Genomic DNA, 17131 nt, shown 5'->3' with positions numbered 1-17131 from the left:
TAGCCCTGTGGCAAAGTACGGGTCGTGGACGTGTTCCAGGCGGTGGCGGACCCGGTGCGGCGCTCGATGGTCGAGCGGCTGGCTCGGGGCGAGGTGACGGCGGGCGAGCTCGCCGACCTCGCCGCCGAGCGGTTCGGGATCCGTCAGCCCACCGCGTCCAAGCACCTCAAGGTGCTGCGCGAGTCCGGGCTGGTCACCAGCACCGTCGACGCGCAGCGCCGCGTCTACCGCCTCGACCCCGGCCCGCTCGACGAGCTGGCCGGCTGGGCGTCACGGCAGACCAGCTTCTGGACCGGGCGTCTCGACGCCCTCGAGCGCCACCTCGAGACCGACCATGATGGGAGTACACCGTGACCGACCTCCTCGGCACCGTGGACCGGGCCGCCGGCACCGTCCACCTCGAGCGCCGCCTGGCCTCGCCCGCCTCTCGCGTCTGGGCGGCCCTCACCCAGCCCGGACGCCTGGGCGACTGGCTGGCGCCGGTCGAGTCCGGCGCGCCGGGGCCCGACGCGACGTTCGTGCTGCGGATGAACGGCGACGAGACCGCCCGCTGCACCGTCATGTCCTGGGACCCGCCCCACGAGCTGCGTCTCACCTGGGACTACACGGGCGAGCCGCCCTCCGAGCTGGTGCTGCGCCTCGTCCCCGATGGCGACGGCACGCTGCTGCGGCTCGACCACACTCGCCTCGACGTCGACGTCGTGCAGTACGGAGCCGGGTGGCACGTGCACCTCGGCAACCTCGCCGTGCACCTGGACGGGCGTGACGTGGGGTCCGCGGGTTGCGACGGGCCGACGTTCCTCGCCGCCTGGGAGTCCCTCGCGCCGCGCTACGCCGCGACCGACCCGGCGTCGTGAGTACGGTCGCGCTGGTCACGGGAGCCGCCCGGGGCGTCGGCCGGGGATCGCGCTGGCGCTGGCCGACACCGGCGCGACGGTGCACGTCACCGATCGCGACACCTAGGCCCGGCCGCACCCGACCCTGCCGGGGACGGTGGAGGACACGGCGGCGGAGGTCGACGAGCGCGGCGGCCGCGGTGTCGCACACGCCGTCGACCATGCCCACGGGGCCGCGGCGCTCGACCCGGTCCTCGGCGCCGTCCGGGAGCGGCACGACGGGCTCGACCTCGTCGTCGCCAACGCCTTCGACGGCAACGCGCTGCCCTTCGCGCCGAGCCCGTTCTGGGAGCTCGACCCCGCGCACTGGACGAACATGATCGACGTCGGGCTGCGCAGCCACGACGACACGGTGCGCGCCGCGACGCCGCTCGTGCTCGCGCGCGGCGGGCTCGTCGTGATGACGGGCTACGGGGGTCACGACGACGAGGTCCTCGGCGGGCACGCCGTCTACGACCTCGCGATGACCGGCATCTCGCGTCTCGCGCGCTCGGTGCACCACGACCTCGCGCCGCACGGAGGCACGGCGCTGTGCCTCTCCCCGGGCTTCACGGCCACCGAGGCGATCGTCGCGGCCCTGGGTGACGCGCTCCCACCCGGCGTGGACGACGTCGAGGCGCCGGGCCGGGCGGTGTGCGCGCTGCTCGCGGACCCGGACGTCGCGCGGTTCGGAGGCCGCACCGTGGCGGTCGCCGAGGCGCGGGTCTGATCAGGCCGGGCGGTAGGCCAGCAGCCGGACGCCGAGGGCGCTCTCGGCGCGCCGGATCTCGGCGAGCTGCTCGTCGGTGAGCTCGGCGTAGGGGCTCTCGGCCTCGTACGCGACGAGCGGGGTGCCGATGCGCTCCTCGACGCGGCGCAGGTCGGCGAGGGCGGCGTCGTCGAGCGCGGCGGGGCGCAGGTCGGGACCGGAGGACGGGGCGGACACGGGACCTCCCGAGTGGGGCTGAGCGGATGTGACCGGCGCCACTGCCGGACGCGGCCGAGTATCCCGCGCCCGGAGGGCGCAATCACCCCGTCCGGGCGGAAGTCGCCGAACGTGCGGCGCGTTGACGTGAATGCGATGACGAGATCCCTTCCGGCCCCGCAGACGACCGGTCTGCCCACCACCCGTCTCTGGATCCCGCAGCGCGTCCTGGTCACCCGCTCCGCGCAGGAGCACCCGCACACCGACGTGATCCTCCGTCGGTGCGCGTCGGCCGGCGTCGACGACGTCGAGCTGCTGCGCGGCGACCGGATCACCGGCGTGCGCGGGGAGACCGAGCGCGAGACCTACGCCCGGGCGAAGTCGACGCTGGCGGTGGTCACGAGCCCGGCGTCGGCGCGGAAGCTCGACCCGATCCCGCCGAGCGCCGACTGGCGGGTCGACCTCGCCCGCGGCTGCCCGGCCCACTGCCAGTACTGCTACCTCGCCGGGTCGCTGACGGGGCCGCCCATGACTCGCGTCTACGGCGACCTCGAGGAGATCCTCGCCGGCCTCGACGTCTACGTCGGGCACGGCACGATCACCTCGACCAACGTCGACCGCGCCGCGGAGGGGACCACCTTCGAGGCGTCCTGCTACACCGACCCGCTGGGCATCGAGCACGTCACCGGCAGCCTCTCGGCCGCGATCCGCCACGTCGGCACCCACGACTTCGGCGGGCCCGTGCAGCTGCGGGCGACGACGAAGTTCGCCGACGTCGCGGGGCTGCTCGACCTGCCGCACGCCGGTCGCACGCGGCTGCGGTTCTCCGTCGGCCCGGAGTCGGTGGTGGGTCGCTTCGAGGGCGGGACCGATCCCGTCGGGAAGCGCATCGACGCGCTCGCGACGCTCGCCCGCGCCGGCTGGCCGGTGGGTCTGACGATCGCGCCGATCATGCCCGTCGGGGACTGGCGGGCGGCGTACTCCGACCTGCTCGCCCGGGTCGCGACGGCCCTCGTGGGCGTGGACGACCTCGATCTCACCGCCGAGTGCATCACCCACCGGTTCACGCCGGGCAGCAAGGAGACCCTCGAGACCTGGTACCCGCGCACCCGCCTCGAGATGGACCCCGAGCAGCGGCGCACCAAGCGCGGGAAGTTCGGCGCGGTGAAGCACGTCTACCCCGACGACGTGATGGCGGACCTGCGCGCGCACGTGACCTCCGAGCTCTCGGAGCGCCTGCCCGCGGCCCGGGTCCTGTACTGGACCTAGGGGCCTTCGAGCAGGGGATCGTTACCGTGCTGTGACCTTTTGTCTTGGGTCTGGAGGCCTCTGAGCGGCCGTCGTTGTCGGGGGGCGGGGCTAGCGTCGTTCTTGTGAGCATCGACCACGATGTCCGGTTCGGCCTGGGGGCCGGGCTGGATGCTCTCGCGCCGGGCGCGGAGCTGGCCGCTGCTCTGGACCGCCTGTCTCCGGCCGCGTTGACGGGTGAGGATCTCGCCGCCTACGTGCGGGGCCGGTGGCGGTTGCTGAACCGGGCGAGCGCGGAGCTGCTCGAGGGCATCCACCACCTGGGGCGCGCGCAGGCCGGGCGCACCGAGCGCCTGGCGTCGTGCGACGAGTTCTGCGGCGACGAGGTCGCCGCGCTGCTGGGCTGGTCGCGCACCATGTCCTCGCGCAAGCTGGACCTGGCCGACGACCTGCTCGTGCGGCTGCCCGAGGTCGGCGACGCCCTGTACGCCGGGTGGCTCGACGAGCCGAAGGCCCGCACGCTCTGCGAGCAGACCCGTGACCTCGCCGACGACCACGCCCACGAGGTGTGCCGGCTGGTGCTGCCCGAGGCGCCCGGGCTGCCGGTCGGGGCGGTGATCGAGCGCATCGCGCAGGTCGCGACGGCGCTGGACCCCGACTGGGCCCAGCGGCGCCGCCGGCGGGCGGAGGCGCGGGCGCGGGTGATCCTCACGCCGACCCCGTCCGGGACCGCGAACCTGTCGTTCTGTGATGCGCCGGCCCCGGACGGGATCGCCTCCCAGGCGCGCATCGACGCGCTCGCCGCCGCGGTGCGCCACCTCGGGGTGCTGACCCCGATCGGGGTGCTGCGCCTGCAGGTCGGGATGCGGCTGCTCGACGGCTCCACCGCCGGGATGGACGACCGCACCATCGCGCTGCTGCTCGCCGCCGAGTACCACGCGCAGAACACCCCCGACGACCCCGACGAGGGCTCCGTCGGCGGTTCTGATGGCGGCGGTCCCGACGATGAGGGCCCCGACGATGAGGGCCCCGACGATGAGGGCCCCGACGACGGGCCAGGCGCCACGGGCGCCGGTGACGACGAGGTCGTTCCGCTCGACCTCCCCGCACCACGGTCACCGTCGGAGCAGGGCCTGCTCGATCTCCCCGACCTGCCCGCGACCTCCGAGCTGCTCGGGCCGCTCGATGTGGTCGAACGTCGTCCCGGGCGCCTCCGGGAGGGCACCGTGGAGATTCGACTGCGGCTCACCACCGCCCTCGGGCTCGACCAGCACCCCGGCAGCGTCCCCGGCTACGGCACCGTCCACGCCGCCGACGCCCTGGCCATGATCATGGCGCGCCGCGACGGCGAATGTCGTGCAACCCAGCCCCGGCACCTTCGTCCTCCGCACCCGCGCCGGCATCACCGACACCAGCCACCCGAAGCCGATCACCGACCCACTCCCGACACCCCGACCCGCCGCCGCGCCCCGGCCCCTGCCCGACGACGGCTGGGACGACCACCGCACCGACACCCACGACGACATCGACCCCGACTGGTTCCAGAAGCTCACCCAGAAGGCCCGCCCCACGGCCACGATCCCGACCCGCAGCCGCTACGACAGCGACCCACCGTTCTGACTGCCGACCGCGCCTACAGCAGCAGCGCCAGCTGCCGCGACTGCGCGACGAGCCGACCCGCGGAGTCCCACACCTCCACGTCCTCCTCGTGCAGGCCGTGGGCCACGTGGTTCGTCACCGTGCGGCACCGCAGTGGCCCGGGAGCCGGGTGCTCGCGCAGGTGCACCGTGAGCTGGGCGGTGCTCGAGCCGCGGCCGAGCTCGAGCACCACCGGCGCCGCGCCGTCGACGACGAAGGCGAGGTCGAGCAGCGTCGCGTCCGAGCCGTCGGCGAAGGCGAACCAGAACTCCGCGCGAGGATCGCCCGACGGCTCGCCGCGGGTCCACCCCGGCATCTCCGTCACCCCGTACCGCATCCGCCGGCCGACCGCCGCGACGGTCGCGGGCGCGTCGGCACCGCCGAACGTCGTGCACGCGTCGAACGGCGGGAGCTCGGGCGCCGCGGTCAGGTCGTGCGGATCAGCCGGGCTCGCGGCGAGGTCCGCGAACGTCGCCTCCATGCGCAGCACGTCGCGCTCCCCGCCGTCCGGGCCGGGCTGCACGATCCGCGACGTGCCCGTGGCCAGGCGGCGCCCGGCCCGCACCACCTCCGTGAGCACCCGCGCCGGCCCGGGCATCGCCGGGCGCAGGTAGGACGCCGAGGCCACGACGGGGTCGGGCAGCGGGACCTCGTCCGCGAGCGCGCGGAGCGCGACGCTGAGCTGGTACCCGCCGTTGAGGCGTCCGTCGTCCAGGCCCCAGCGGTCGGACAGGACGATCTCGTGCACCCCGTCGGCCACCCGCTCGGACGCGCTGTCCAGCGCGAGCTCACTGATCACGGTGGGGAGTAGATCAGGGTGGACGTGGGGTGGTCAGGTGTCCGAGCCCCGGCGTCCGCGGGGGAGGGCGCGCACGAGCGGCAGGACGCGGTAGGCCACCCGCTCGGTGAGGGCGATCTCCGTGCGGGTGCGCTCCACCCCCGGGGTGCCGATGATCCCCTGGACCACCTGCTCCAGGTGCGCGTTGGTCCGGGCGACCACCCGGGCCCAGAGGTCGCCGTCGCCGGTGATGCTGTGTACCTCGACGACCTCGGCGACGGCCTCCAGGCCGGTGGCGACGTCGTCGAGGCGGCCCTGCGTGATGTGCAGGGTGACGAAGGCGTGCACGTCGAAGCCCAGCGCCTCCGGGTTCACGTGCGGGGCGAACCCGACGATCACCCCGCGCTCCTGGAGCCGCAGGAAGCGCGCCTGGGCGGTGCCGCGGGCGATGCCGAGCGCCCGCGCGTGCTCGCGGAGGCCGGCCCGCGGGCGTTCGAGCAGCGCGAGCAGCAGGGCGCGGTCGAGGTCGTCGAGGTCCATGTGTCGTCCATTGGCCGAAGGGGATCAGTCAGGGGACCGCCGAGCTGTACCATTGGCTCAGTCGATCAGGACGAGGCTAGACCACTGGAGAGTAGCTCCCTACCTTTCGTGCCACCGCGAGAAGCGTGGCCGGACGCCGGGGACCACCCGCCCGGACGTCCGCCCGCCGAGGAGGTGCCCCATGACCGTCGACGTCCGCCCACCTGCGTTCGACGTCCCGCACGGCGACGACCGGGGCGACGGCCCGCAGCGCCCTCTGACGCTGCGCGACCGCTACGCCCTGACGACCGGCCGCGTGCACCTCACCGGCGTCCAGGCCCTCGTGCGCCTGCCACTCGACCAGCACCGGGCCGACCGTGCCGCGGGCCTGCGCACCGGGGGCTACGTCTCGGGCTACGAGGGCTCGCCGCTCGCCGGCTACGACCTCGAGCTCGCCCGCCACCGCGACCTGCTCACCGAGCACGACGTCGTCTTCGCGCCCGGTCTCAACGAGGAGCTCGCCCTCACCGCGGTGGAGGGCACCCAGCTCGCCGCGGCCACCGGCTCGCTCACCCGCGACGGGGTCGTCGGCTACTGGTACGGCAAGGCGCCCGGCCTCGACCGGGCCACCGACGCCCTGCGCCACGCCAACCTCACCGGCACCCACTCGCGCGGCGGCGCCGTCGCGTTCGTCGGCGACGACCCCGCGGCGAAGTCGTCGAGCGTGCCCTGCGCCTCCGAGGCCGCGCTGGCCGACATGGCCGTCCCGGTCCTCTACCCCGCCGACTCGCAGGACGTCCTCGACCTCGGACGCCACGCCGTCGCGCTCTCCCGCGCGAGCGGGCTGTGGACCGCGCTGAAGATGGTCACCGCGGTGGCCGACGGCTCCGGCACCGTCGACCTCGACCCGCACCGCGTGCGCATCGTCGCCCCGGACGTGACGATCGACGGCCGCGAGTACGTGCACACCCCCTCGGCGACGCTCCTGCAGCCGCACCTCGGGCCGATCGAGCGCGACCTCTATCGCGCCCGGCTCGAGATCGCGCGCCGCTACGCCGCCGCCAACGGCCTCGACCGCATCGTCGGCCACGGACCGGCGCGGATCGGCGTCGTCGCGGCCGGCAAGAGCTGGCTCGACCTGCGCCAGGCCCTCGACACCCTCGGTCTCGACGACGCCGAGCTCGCCCGGCGCGGTGTGCGCCTGCTGCGAGTCGGCATGCCCTGGCCCCTCGAGCCCGGGATCGTCGACCGCTTCGCCGACGGCCTCGACGAGATCGTCGTCGTCGAGGAGAAGCGCGCGTTCCTCGAGACCCAGATCAAGGAGCAGCTCTACGGCCGCGCCGGTGCGCCGGCGGTGCACGGCAAGAGGGGCCCCGGCCAGATCCCCGGTGAGAGCGCCACGCTCTTCGCCGAGCACGGCGACCTCGACCCCGACGTCGTCGCGCGCCGCCTCGGTGCGCGGCTGCTGGCGCACGGGTCGTTCCCGTCGGTGGTCGCCTGGCGCGACGCGAAGGCCCGGCAGGCCCGGGAGAGAAGCCGGATCGACCTCTCGCTGACGCCCGTCGACGGCGCGCACCGCACCCCGTTCTACTGCTCGGGCTGCCCGCACAACACCTCGACCACCGCGATCCCCGAGGGCTCCCTCGTCGGCGCCGGGATCGGCTGCCACACGATGGTGCTGCTGATGCCCGAGGAGCAGGTCGGCGAGGTCACGGGTCTGAGCCAGATGGGCGGCGAGGGCGCGCACTGGCTGGGCATGGAGCCGTTCGTGGACGCCGACCACTTCGTGCAGAACATGGGCGACGGGACGTTCCACCACTCCGGCTCGCTCGCCGTGCGCGCCGCCGTCGCCGCCGGGTCGCACCTGACCTTCCGCCTGCTCCACAACGGCGCCGCGGCGATGACCGGCGGGCAGGACGCCGTGGGCGCGCTGTCGATGCCGGCGCTCACGCGGAGCCTCCAGGCCGAGGGCGTCGCGCGGATCATCGTCACCACCGAGGACCGGAAGCGCTACAAGGGCGTCCGCCTCGCCCGGGGCGTCGACGTCTGGGACCGGTCGCGGTACGAGGAGGCGCAGCGGGTCCTCGCCGACACCCCGGGCGTCACCGTCCTCATCCACGACCAGGAGTGCGCGGCCCAGAAGCGTCGCAAGCGCAAGCGCGGCACGATCGCCGACCCGAGCACCCGCGTGATGATCAACGAGCGGGTCTGCGAGGGCTGCGGCGACTGCGGGCAGACGTCGAACTGCCTGTCGGTCACGCCGGTCGACACCGAGTTCGGCCGCAAGACCCGCATCCACCAGGCCTCGTGCAACAAGGACTACTCCTGCCTCGACGGCGACTGCCCGGCGTTCCTGACCGTCGAGCCGGGCACCGCGGATTCGGCCGAAGGTGCCCTTCGCGCGCCTAGAGCGCGCGATGGTGCCCTTCGCGCGGAACACGCCGCCCCGCTCGGCCCCGACGCGTTCGCGACCCCGCCCGCGCTGGTCGACCCCGACGCGTTCACCGTGCGCCTCGCGGGGATCGGCGGCACCGGCGTGACGACGGTGTCCCAGGTGCTCGCCACCGCCGGGCTGGTGGCCGGGCGTCACGTGCGCGGGCTCGACCAGACGGGTCTCGCGCAGAAGGGCGGCGCGGTCGTCTCCGACGTCAAGATCAGCCGGGCGCCGCGCGAGGCGGCGGGCCGGGCGGCCGAGGGCGAGTGCGACCTCTACCTCGGCGCCGACCTGCTGGTCGCTGCGGAACCCTCGAACCTCGCCACCACCTCGTCGTGGCGCACGGTCGCCGCGATCTCGTCGGCGAAGGTGGCGACCGGTGCGATGGTCGTCGACCCGACGGTCTCGTTCCCGGACGCCGACGCGGTGCTGAAGCGGATCACCGAGCGGACCCGGAAGGACGCCGGGGTGGTCCTCGACGCCCGCGCGCTGAGCGAGGCGCTGTTCGGGGACGACCAGTTCGCGCTCACGCTGCTGCTCGGCGCGGCCTTCCAGGCCGGCGCGCTGCCGTTGCCCGCCTCGGCGGTCGAGGAGGCGTTCACGCTCAACGGTGCGGCGGTCGAGAAGAACCTGCAGGCGTTCCGGCGGGGCCGCCAGGCCGTCGCGGAGCCGGCGGCGTTCGCGTCCGCCGTCGCCGCGGCGACGGGTACCGGCCCCGACACGGGAGTCCCGGGGCTGGACGCGCGCGGCGCCGCGGAGGCGGCGGAGATCGTCGCGTCGATCGGTGCCCCGGTGGGCAGCGAGCTGGCGCGCCTGGTCGGCATCCGGGTGCCCGAGCTCGTCGCGTACCAGGACGGGGACTACGCGCGGCAGTACGCGTCGGTGGTCGCGGGCACGGTGGGCGCCGACCCGCGCCTCGCCGAGGCCATCGCCACCGGGCTGTACAAGCTCATGGCGTACAAGGACGAGTACGAGGTCGCGCGCCTCTCGCTCGACCCGGCGCTCGAGGCCTCGGTGCGCGCGCAGTTCGGCGACGGCGCCCGGTACGCGTGGAAGCTCCACCCGCCGGTGCTCCGGGCGGTCGGGATGCAGCGCAAGATCACGCTGGGCCGCTGGTTCCGGCCGGGCTACCGCACCCTGCGGGCGATGCGCCGCCTGCGCGGGACGCGGCTCGACCCGTTCGGCGTCGCCGAGGTCCGTCGCGTCGAGCGGGAGCTGGTGGCGGAGTACCGCTCGCTGGTCCCCACGTTGCTGACCCTCGACGACACGGACCGCGCCGTCGAGATCGCCGGCCTGCCGGACATGGTGCGGGGCTACGAGCAGATCAAGCTCGACAACGTCGCCCGCTACCGCGCCCGGCTGGCCGACCTGCTGGCTGCCTAGACGGAGTAGGTGATCGCGGGCTCCACGGCCACCGGGGTCGCGAGGCTGTTCGCGACGTAGCACTCGCCGTGGGCGAGGTGCACGAGCCGTTCCACGCGCGGAACGCTCGGGCCCGGCGCCACGGTGATCTGCGGGCGCAGCACGATCCCGGCGATCCGCGCCGGACCCTCGTCGTGCGACATCACCGCCTCGGCGTCGTCGCGGTAGTCGGTGACGTCGATCCGCGCGCGGGCCGCGATCGCCAGGAACGACAGCAGCTGGCACGACGACGCCGCGGCCAGCACCAGCTGCTCGGGGTCGAGCCGGGAGGCGTCGCCGCCGAGCGACGGGTCGTTGGAGAGTTCGAGCGCGGCGGCGGCCGGCGGCGCCTCCACGCGGTGGGCGCGTTCGTAGGCGTCGTAGCCGGCCCCGGTAGAGCCCGACCACGTGCACGTCGCGCGGTAGCGGTGGGTGCCGTCGGGCGCCTCGGTGAACGCCATCAGGGCAGCTCGTAGTCGAGGGTCAGCAGCTCGTGGGCCACCACGCCGGTGCCGCGCAGGCCGGTGAGGTCGCCGGCACCGGACCCGGCGACGACGAACGCCCACTGGCGCATCTCCTGCCCGTCCCCGCCGGCGGCGCCGTGCTGGAGCACGAAGCTGCCCGTCCGGCCGTCGAGCTCGCCGACGACGCGCTCCTGCGCGAGGTACGCGGCCCCACCCTCGCCCTGGGTCGTGAGGATCTCGCCCACCGCGGTGCCCTGGAGGGGTCCGGAGTAGGTCTTCCGGATCAACGCCCGACCCGTCGCCGGCCCCCGGCCCTCCGGCTCGGCCAGGGCGTCACCCTCCGCCGGCTCCCAGAGGTCGATGCTGAACGCGCTCTCGAGGTGGGTCACGCGATCATCCTGCCGGGTAGAGGCTGACACCTTCCGTCAGGGTTGGGTCAGCTCCCCGACCAGCTCATCTGCGATCGCCCGCAGCCGTGCCCGGGCCTGCGGGTCCTGCGCCTGTGGATCGGGACGGGCCTCGCGCACGCCGTTGAAGTAGCGGCCGGTGACACCGGCGAGCTCCGGGTCCACCGCGAGCCGCGCCGTCGCCGCCACGCCCTCGGCGATCGTGCTGATCGGCGACGGCACGATCTTCGTGGGCATGTACGTCGCCGGGTGCAGGGCCGTCGCCGTGACGACGCCCGGGTCGAGGTCGTCGGCGAGGTCGTAGACGTCGAGGATCTGCGCGAGCTTGCTCTGGCAGTAGGCCCGCCAGCCCGAGTAGTCGCGTTCCAGCATGACGTCGTCGAAGTCGATCGCCGCCTGCCCGGCCGACGACACCATGACGATCCGCGCCGGGCCGCGCTCGCTGCCCGCCGCCCGCAGGGACGGGAGCAGCCGCCGGGTCAGCAGGTGCCCCGCGAGGTAGTTCACCGCGAACCGGAGCTCGTGCCCGTCGACGCTCTCCTGGCGCTCGCCGCCCCCGGGGACGTCGGCTCCGATGCCGGCGTTGTTGAGAAGCACGTCGAGCGCCGGGTGGTCGGCGGCGACGCGGTCGGCCAGCTCGCGGACCTGGGCCAGCTCGGCGAGGTCGGCGCGGTACGAGGCGACCTCGACGCCGGTCGCCGCGCGGATCTCGTCGACGGTCGCGGCGAGCCGCTCGGGGTCGCGGCCGTGGACGAGCACCTCGTCGCCGCGCCCGACGAGGTCGTGCGCGAGGGCCCGGCCGAGGCCGTCGGTGGCGCCGGTGATCAGGACGACGGGAGCAGGCACGTCACTCCGAGGTGTAGGAGTAGCCACCGGGCAGGTCGACGGTCTTCTTCTTCGTGCGGCTGTTCCAGCTCACGCCGAAGAGCTTGACCGTCCAGGAGACGGTCTTCCCGTTGCCCTCGGAGCGCGAGACGTTGCGCCACACCGGCAGCGGGCCCAGCTTGCGACGACCGCGGTAGTTCAGTCCCATGGTCGTCGGAGTGCCCACTGCCGGCGCCGGCGTCACATCGAGATCGCCTACGGCCGGTCGGTCCGCTGGCTCGGGTAGCGCGTCGCGGACTGCGGCCCGTAGTACTGCGGCTCCGGGAAGGGGGTGGTGCGGCCCGGGACGCTGGTCTGCTTGCGGACCTGGCGCATCGCCGAGTCGATGTGCTTGCGGTATCGCCCGCCGGTCTTGCCGTCGACGAACGCCGCAGCTTGGTCCGCGTAGCGGTTGACCTTCTCGGGGTTCTGCCGCGCGTAGCGCCGCGCGGCGGCGATGGCCGCGCCGGCGGCCGCGACCCTGCGCATCAGGGGCATCGTGTTCTCCTCGGAGTTCGGGGGGACGTCATCGAGTGTGCCCGTTCCCGGCGACGGAGGCGTCGAGCACCACCGTCGGCCCTCCGCCCGCCGCGTGCGACGGCCAGGGCAGGGCGTCGGTCGCGGGGTTCCCGGTCCGGACGAAGCGCAGCCACGCCGCGCGCACCACCGCACCGAGCGGCTCGACGTCGGCGTCCCAGTCGGCACCGCGCAGCATCGGGGCGTCCACCCAGGCGTCGCGCGCCCCGAACAGGAACGGCAGCTCGATGCAGTGGCACGCCCCGAGCCCGGACGCGGGCGCACGCCAGGCGAAGCGGTAGCTGAACGTGTGCGCGCCGGCCGTCGCCGCGTCGTCCGCGAACCGCTCGGCCGGCGCGCCGAACACCCGCCGCGTCGCCATCGCGGCGCCCACCGAGGTGAGCCGCCCGAGCACCGGCAGCCGCTTGAGCCCCCACAGGGCCGGGCTGATGCGCACGAACGTCTCGGCCTCGTCGGCGGTCGACCCGACGAGCACGTCGTGACCCGCCGACGCCGCGTCGGCCCAGGTGACACCGGCCGACAGCGGTGGGACGCCGTCGACGGGCGCGAAGGCCGGCGACGAGTCGAGCCCGCCCGGTCCGGCCGCGCGGATCATCGCGTGGCGCTGGGCGGCGAGCACGTCCTCGACCCCGGCCGTCGCCGGGTCGGCGCCCTGCAGGCCCTCGGTCACGTACCCCGCCACGCGGGCGGCCCGCTGCGGGGACGACAGCCCGAGCCCGAGCTGGCCGCTCTGCAGGATCGCGCGCCGGAACAGCGGCCGGGCCTCGGGGACGGTCATGAGGCAGGCGATCGCGTGCGCGCCCGCGGACTGGCCCATCACCGTGACCTGGTCCGCGTCGCCCCCGAAGGCCGCGATGCGGTCGCGCACCCAGCGCAGGGCGGCGAGCTGGTCGAGCAGGCCGAGGTTGCCGTCGGACACCCCAGGCGCGGCGAGCCACCCGAGCACGCCGAGCCGGTAGCCCACGTTGACCGTGACGACCCCGCCGTCGGTGCCCTCGCTCACCAGCCGGGCGGTGTCGTACCAGGACGTGGCCGCCGACCCGATGACGTAGGCGCCGCCGTGCAGCCACACGAGCACGGGGCGCGGCACGCCGTCGGCGAGCGCCGCGGCCGGGGCACGGACGTCGACGCGCAGGCAGTCCTCGTCCTGCGGCGCGCCGTCGTCGGGGGAGGGCCCGGTGACGGCGGCGACCCGCGCGGGCAGCTGTGGCGCGGTCGGGCCGCGCTCCACGGCCTCGCGGACGCCGGTCCACGGCTCCGGCGCCCGCGGCGGGGCGAAGCGCGCCGCTGTGGCGTAGCGGATGCCGAGGAACTCCACGACGTCACCACGCCGCCGACCGCGCAGCACGCCGTCGGGCAGCGTGACCGTCGGGTCGGCGACGGGCGTGCTCACGCGTGGTGCTCCGTGAGGTGCTCGCCCAGCAGGTCGAGACCGAAGTCGTGGCCGGGGTCGCGCCACACCGAGTGGGCGTGGTTGACCCCGCGCTGGGTGTTGTCCCACTCCGCGAGCAGGCGCGGACCCTGCAGCCGGTAGTAGTGCGGCTCGCCGCGCTCCACGCCGCCGGCCCAGGCGAACGCGACGCCGTCCAGGGCGTCCCCGTCGAAGCGAGCCCTCTCGCGCTCCACGATTCCGGGCGGCATGCGCCCGACGTAGGTCTCCAGCACCTCGCGCAGCATCGCCTGCTGGTCGGCGGTCATCTCGGCGGCCGGCAGGCCCCGCGGCGTCGCGGTCAGCTCGGTGGCCGCGCGGTCGGCCTCGGTGACGCCCAGCTGGGCCTCCAGGCTCTCGTGCATCGACCAGAGACGGTCCTCGAGGTCCTGCTCGAAATGCCCGCGCCACAGGTCGGGCAGCGGGATCAGCCGGTCGCCCGCGGCCGGGCGGACGCGGTTGGCGCCGATGATGTCGGCCGGCGCGGTGGCCGTGAGGACCGCGCGGTGGCGCTGGTCGGCGTCGAGGGCGTGCAGCAGGTCGCGCGCGGTGTCCTCGACGCCGCCGAGCGGGCGCAGCTCCCGCCCGCCGAGCAGCGGCGAGACCATCGGGTCGGCGCCGAGGAAGCACGGGCTCCCGGCGACGGCCTCGCCGTCGACGACGAGGTGGTGCACCGACACGTGGTGGCCGCCGAAGCGCCACGACCAGGGGCCGGCGCCGGTCGGATCGCCGAAGACCCGCAGGTGGTACATCCCGGGATCACGGCCGCGCTCGCGGGCGAAGCCGGCGGTGAACCCCTCGGTGCGGTCGAGGACGTTCTCCAGGCCCATGATCGTCGAGGCGCTGACGTAGGCCGCCTCGGACAGCCCCGTCGCGAGCAGGCGCATCGCCGCGCGCTGCTGGTGGGGCCGCTGCTGGTGGATCGTCAGGCCGCCGTGGTCGGTGGGCGTGTAGTACCAGCGCACCCGCTCGGCGTCGGCGGCGTTCGACCCCGGCCAGGCCCACGCACCGAGGGCGCGCTGCTCGTCGTCGAGACCCTCGATCCACGCTGCGGCCGCCTCGGCCATGGCCGAGGCGACCGTGCGCGGGGTGGCGGTGGAACTCACTTGATCCGCTGCAGCTGAGTGATCACCAGCCCGTCGGCACCGCCGACGAGGTACTCGTCGAGCTTACCGGCGAACTCCACCAGGTGGCTGTTGCCCAGGTGCGCCTCGAGGTGCCCAGGGCTCGTCCAGTTCTCGTAGAAGAAGAACGTGGCCGGGTCATCGACCGCGACGTGCAGGTCGTAGTTGACGCAGCCGTCCTCGGCCAGCGTCGGCTCGACCAACTGCTCGAGCTCGGAGCGCAGCTGCTGCTCCTTGCCGGGCAGCGCGGTCATGCGCGCGATGACCGTCAGCAGGGTGCGGTCGTCGTCGGTGGGTGTCGGCACGGAGTCTCCCCGGGGTGGACGTCAACGTCCCGTGATCACTACCCGGGCCACGCGCCGGTCAGTCCCGGCGTCCGCCGGAGTCCTCGTCGTCGGCCGTCCGCGAGCCCGTGCCGTCCTCCTCCTCGGAGATCGAGAGCTCCTCCTCGTCCCCGCCGGGCGACCCGACGGGGGCCTCGACGCCGCCGTCGTCGTCCTGCTCGTCGTCGACCTGCCCGGCGGGGCCGTCGTCGTGCGGGCCGCCGACGGGAGGAGGACCGGCGGGCGGACCCGGGTTGGCCGACGGGGGATCCGCCGGCGGCGCGGGCGCGTTGGTGAGGGTGCGCGAGGCACGGATCGCCGAGCGCGCCCGCACATGCTGGATGCCCACGAGCCCGGCACCCAGCAGTGCGGCGAGCACACCGAACACCGCCACCGCGAACACCGTCGCGACGGCGCCCCCGAGGATCGCCAGCACACCCACGGCGATCCACACGTACCCGATCGTGCGCATCGTCGCGATGGTGGGCGGCGGGTCCGGAGGCTCGGTCATGCGCGCACTCCGGTCACGTCGTGTAGCCGGCCTTCTCGGCCCGCTCCAGGGACGCGCGGACCTCCTTCTCGGCCTCCGCGCGGCCCACCCACTCGTGGCCCTCGACCTTCTTGTCGGGCTCCAGCGCCTTGTAGACCTCGAAGAAGTGCTGGATCTCCATGCGGTGGTACTCGTCGAGGTGGTGGATGTCGCGCAGGTGCTCGAGGCGCGGGTCGTCGCTGGGGACGCACAGCACCTTGTCGTCGCCACCGGCCTCGTCGGTCATGCGGAACATCCCGATCGCGCGGCTGCGCACGAGGCAGCCGGGGAACGTCGGCTGCTGGACGAGGACGAGGGCGTCCAGCGGATCGTCGTCCTGGCCGAGGGTGTTCTCGATATAGCCGTAGTCGGCGGGATACCGCGTCGCCGTGAACAGCGTCCGGTCGAGGCGCAGGCGCCCCGATTCGTGGTCCATCTCGTACTTGTTGCGGCTGCCCTGAGGCACCTCGACCAGCACGTCGAACTCCACCAGCTGCTCCCTCGCCGTCGTCGGGCGGCCAGTGTGTCGCGTCCGGGTGCCCGGCGCCCACCCCGGGCCCCGATCGGCCGTGCCGGCGACCGCGCTCCGGGCCCCGCTGTGGACCGCGGGAAGGGGGTATACGTGACGTGAGGGTCGGGGGAGGTGGCGCCGATGGGCGTCTCGAGGCGGTTCGACGCGTTCCAGCGCCGACACCGGTGGGCCGCGCTGCCCCTCGCCGTCATCTACAAGTTCGTCGACGACCAGGGCACCTACCTGGCCGCCCTCCTGACCTACTACGGCCTGGTGTCGCTGTTCCCGCTGCTGCTGCTCGGGGTCACCGGTCTCGGCTACGTGCTCCACGACGACCCCGCCGCCCAGCAGGCGGTGCTGTCCTCGGCGCTGCGCAACGTGCCGGTGATCGGCGACCAGATCCGCGACAACGTGCACACGCTGAGCGGGAGCGTGGCCGGTCTCGTCGTCGGCGTGGTGCTGGCCGTGTACGGCGCCCTCGGGGTCACCCACGCCGCGCAGCACGCGCTCGACGAGGTCTGGGCGGTGCCGAAGGCCGAGCGCGTGAGCATCGGGGTCGCCTACGGCAAGGGTGTGCTGGTCGTGGTGCTGGTCGGCTGCGGCGTGATGGTCACTGCCGGCCTCTCGACCCTGGCGACCGCCGCCGGCGCCACCACCGGGCTCGGGGCGCTCGGCCGCGCGGTCGCGACGGTCGCCGGCACCCTCGTCAACATCGGCCTGTTCCTGCTGGCCTACCACCTGCTGCCCGCCCGGCCGGGGCGCCTGCGCGACCGCCTCGTCGCGGCGGTCTCCGCCGGGATCGCCTGGCAGGTGCTGCTGTCGGTCGGCACCTGGCTCGTCGGGACCCGCCTGCAGGGCGCGAGCGCGACGTACGGGTTCTTCGGGATCGTGATCGGTCTGCTGGCCTGGATCTACCTCTTGGCGTCGGTGTTCGTGCTCTGCGCCGAGCTCGACGCCGTCCTCGTGCGCAGGCTGCACCCGCGCAGCCTGTTCAGCATGTATCCCGACGACCGCGACACCACCGCGGCCGACCTGCGGGCCTACGCGTCCTACGCCGAGTCCGAGCGGCAGAAGGACCACCAGTCGGTCGACGTGAAGTTCGAGGAGCCGGGCGCGTCCGGGTAG

21 protein-coding genes and 1 pseudogene are annotated in these 17131 nt (G+C 74.4%); 8 read left to right on the top strand and 14 right to left on the bottom strand.

From position 1 onward, the window contains the following. Positions 1–24: 24 nt before the first annotated feature. From PH189_RS08990 to PH189_RS08980, 3 genes are all read left to right on the top strand, one after another. Positions 25–354, top strand: coding sequence for an ArsR/SmtB family transcription factor (locus tag PH189_RS08990; RefSeq protein ID WP_274188438.1), 330 nt, complete (start codon positions 25–27; stop codon positions 352–354). Next, on the top strand, positions 351–857 hold the full coding sequence (locus PH189_RS08985) for an SRPBCC family protein (protein ID WP_274188437.1): 507 nt from the start codon (positions 351–353) through the stop codon (positions 855–857). The genes PH189_RS08990 and PH189_RS08985 overlap by 4 nt, the downstream gene beginning before the upstream one ends. A gap of 136 nt (positions 858–993) precedes the next feature. Continuing rightward, positions 994–1605: an SDR family oxidoreductase gene (locus tag PH189_RS08980; RefSeq protein WP_274188436.1), complete on the top strand. Its 612-nt coding sequence runs from the start codon at positions 994–996 to the stop codon at positions 1603–1605. Here the strand turns inward: PH189_RS08980 and PH189_RS08975 are convergent, their stop codons facing one another. Beyond that, on the bottom strand, positions 1606–1821 hold the full coding sequence (locus PH189_RS08975; protein WP_274188435.1) for a hypothetical protein: 216 nt from the start codon (positions 1819–1821) through the stop codon (positions 1606–1608). Between the two features lie 135 nt (positions 1822–1956). Between PH189_RS08975 and PH189_RS08970 the strand changes: the two genes are divergently transcribed. Then, positions 1957–3069: an SPL family radical SAM protein gene (locus PH189_RS08970; protein ID WP_274188434.1), complete on the top strand. Its 1113-nt coding sequence runs from the start codon at positions 1957–1959 to the stop codon at positions 3067–3069. 104 nt (positions 3070–3173) lie between these two features. After that, positions 3174–3803: pseudogene (locus PH189_RS30455) on the top strand (DUF222 domain-containing protein); the annotation flags it as partial. 360 nt (positions 3804–4163) lie between these two features. Here the strand turns inward: PH189_RS30455 and PH189_RS08960 are convergent. After that, on the bottom strand, positions 4164–4355 hold the full coding sequence (locus PH189_RS08960; RefSeq protein ID WP_274188432.1) for a hypothetical protein: 192 nt from the start codon (positions 4353–4355) through the stop codon (positions 4164–4166). 49 nt (positions 4356–4404) lie between these two features. On the opposite strand from PH189_RS08960, the gene PH189_RS08955 reads away from it, so the two are divergent. After that, positions 4405–4668, top strand: a complete 264-nt coding sequence (locus PH189_RS08955) for a hypothetical protein (protein ID WP_274188431.1) — start codon at positions 4405–4407, stop codon at positions 4666–4668. Between the two features lie 13 nt (positions 4669–4681). Here PH189_RS08955 and PH189_RS08950 read toward each other — a convergent pair whose 3' ends face one another. Further along, on the bottom strand, positions 4682–5485 hold the full coding sequence (locus PH189_RS08950; protein ID WP_274188430.1) for a thioesterase family protein: 804 nt from the start codon (positions 5483–5485) through the stop codon (positions 4682–4684). Positions 5486–5518: 33 nt separating this feature from the next. Next, a complete protein-coding gene (locus PH189_RS08945) occupies positions 5519–6004 on the bottom strand; it encodes an Lrp/AsnC family transcriptional regulator (protein ID WP_274188429.1) in 486 nt (161 codons plus the stop codon). Between the two features lie 181 nt (positions 6005–6185). Between PH189_RS08945 and PH189_RS08940 the strand changes: the two genes are divergently transcribed. Then, positions 6186–9800: an indolepyruvate ferredoxin oxidoreductase family protein gene (locus PH189_RS08940; protein WP_274188428.1), complete on the top strand. Its 3615-nt coding sequence runs from the start codon at positions 6186–6188 to the stop codon at positions 9798–9800. Here the strand turns inward: PH189_RS08940 and PH189_RS08935 are convergent. Genes PH189_RS08935 through PH189_RS08890 form a run of 10 tightly spaced genes read right to left on the bottom strand, consistent with a single transcriptional unit; the run spans position 9797 to position 15985 of the window. After that, the gene (locus PH189_RS08935; RefSeq protein WP_274188427.1) at positions 9797–10279 is read right to left on the bottom strand and encodes an OsmC family protein; all 483 of its coding nucleotides are present in this window, start codon (positions 10277–10279) and stop codon (positions 9797–9799) included. The genes PH189_RS08940 and PH189_RS08935 overlap by 4 nt on opposite strands. Continuing rightward, positions 10279–10671, bottom strand: a complete 393-nt coding sequence (locus PH189_RS08930; protein WP_274188426.1) for a DUF3224 domain-containing protein — start codon at positions 10669–10671, stop codon at positions 10279–10281. The genes PH189_RS08935 and PH189_RS08930 overlap by 1 nt, the downstream gene beginning before the upstream one ends. A 36-nt stretch (positions 10672–10707) precedes the next feature. Continuing rightward, positions 10708–11535 (bottom strand): SDR family NAD(P)-dependent oxidoreductase, encoded by an 828-nt coding sequence (locus PH189_RS08925; RefSeq protein WP_274188425.1) that lies wholly within the window; start codon positions 11533–11535, stop codon positions 10708–10710. A gap of 1 nt (position 11536) precedes the next feature. Next, the gene (locus tag PH189_RS08920) at positions 11537–11722 is read right to left on the bottom strand and encodes a hypothetical protein (protein ID WP_274188424.1); all 186 of its coding nucleotides are present in this window, start codon (positions 11720–11722) and stop codon (positions 11537–11539) included. Between the two features lie 47 nt (positions 11723–11769). Further along, positions 11770–12042: an antitoxin gene (locus tag PH189_RS08915; RefSeq protein WP_274188423.1), complete on the bottom strand. Its 273-nt coding sequence runs from the start codon at positions 12040–12042 to the stop codon at positions 11770–11772. A gap of 37 nt (positions 12043–12079) precedes the next feature. After that, complete coding sequence (locus PH189_RS08910; protein ID WP_274188422.1) at positions 12080–13483, bottom strand: carboxylesterase/lipase family protein; 1404 nt, start codon at positions 13481–13483, stop codon at positions 12080–12082. Next, on the bottom strand, positions 13480–14625 hold the full coding sequence (locus PH189_RS08905) for a DUF3500 domain-containing protein (protein WP_274188421.1): 1146 nt from the start codon (positions 14623–14625) through the stop codon (positions 13480–13482). The genes PH189_RS08910 and PH189_RS08905 overlap by 4 nt, the downstream gene beginning before the upstream one ends. Next, the gene (locus PH189_RS08900; RefSeq protein WP_274188420.1) at positions 14622–14948 is read right to left on the bottom strand and encodes a putative quinol monooxygenase; all 327 of its coding nucleotides are present in this window, start codon (positions 14946–14948) and stop codon (positions 14622–14624) included. Before PH189_RS08900 ends, PH189_RS08905 begins: the two co-directional genes overlap by 4 nt. A gap of 58 nt (positions 14949–15006) precedes the next feature. Beyond that, on the bottom strand, positions 15007–15477 hold the full coding sequence (locus PH189_RS08895) for a hypothetical protein (protein WP_274188419.1): 471 nt from the start codon (positions 15475–15477) through the stop codon (positions 15007–15009). A 13-nt stretch (positions 15478–15490) separates the two neighbouring features. After that, positions 15491–15985: an inorganic diphosphatase gene (locus PH189_RS08890; protein WP_274188418.1), complete on the bottom strand. Its 495-nt coding sequence runs from the start codon at positions 15983–15985 to the stop codon at positions 15491–15493. 162 nt (positions 15986–16147) lie between these two features. Here PH189_RS08890 and PH189_RS08885 point away from each other — a divergent pair, with 162 nt between their 5' ends. Next, positions 16148–17131, top strand: a complete 984-nt coding sequence (locus PH189_RS08885) for a YihY/virulence factor BrkB family protein (RefSeq protein WP_274188417.1) — start codon at positions 16148–16150, stop codon at positions 17129–17131.

It is taken from the genome of Actinomycetospora chibensis, from assembly GCF_028737215.1.
Classification (GTDB): Bacteria; Actinomycetota; Actinomycetes; order Mycobacteriales; family Pseudonocardiaceae; genus Actinomycetospora; species Actinomycetospora chibensis.
This window is presented reverse-complemented; position numbering and strand designations above follow the sequence as displayed.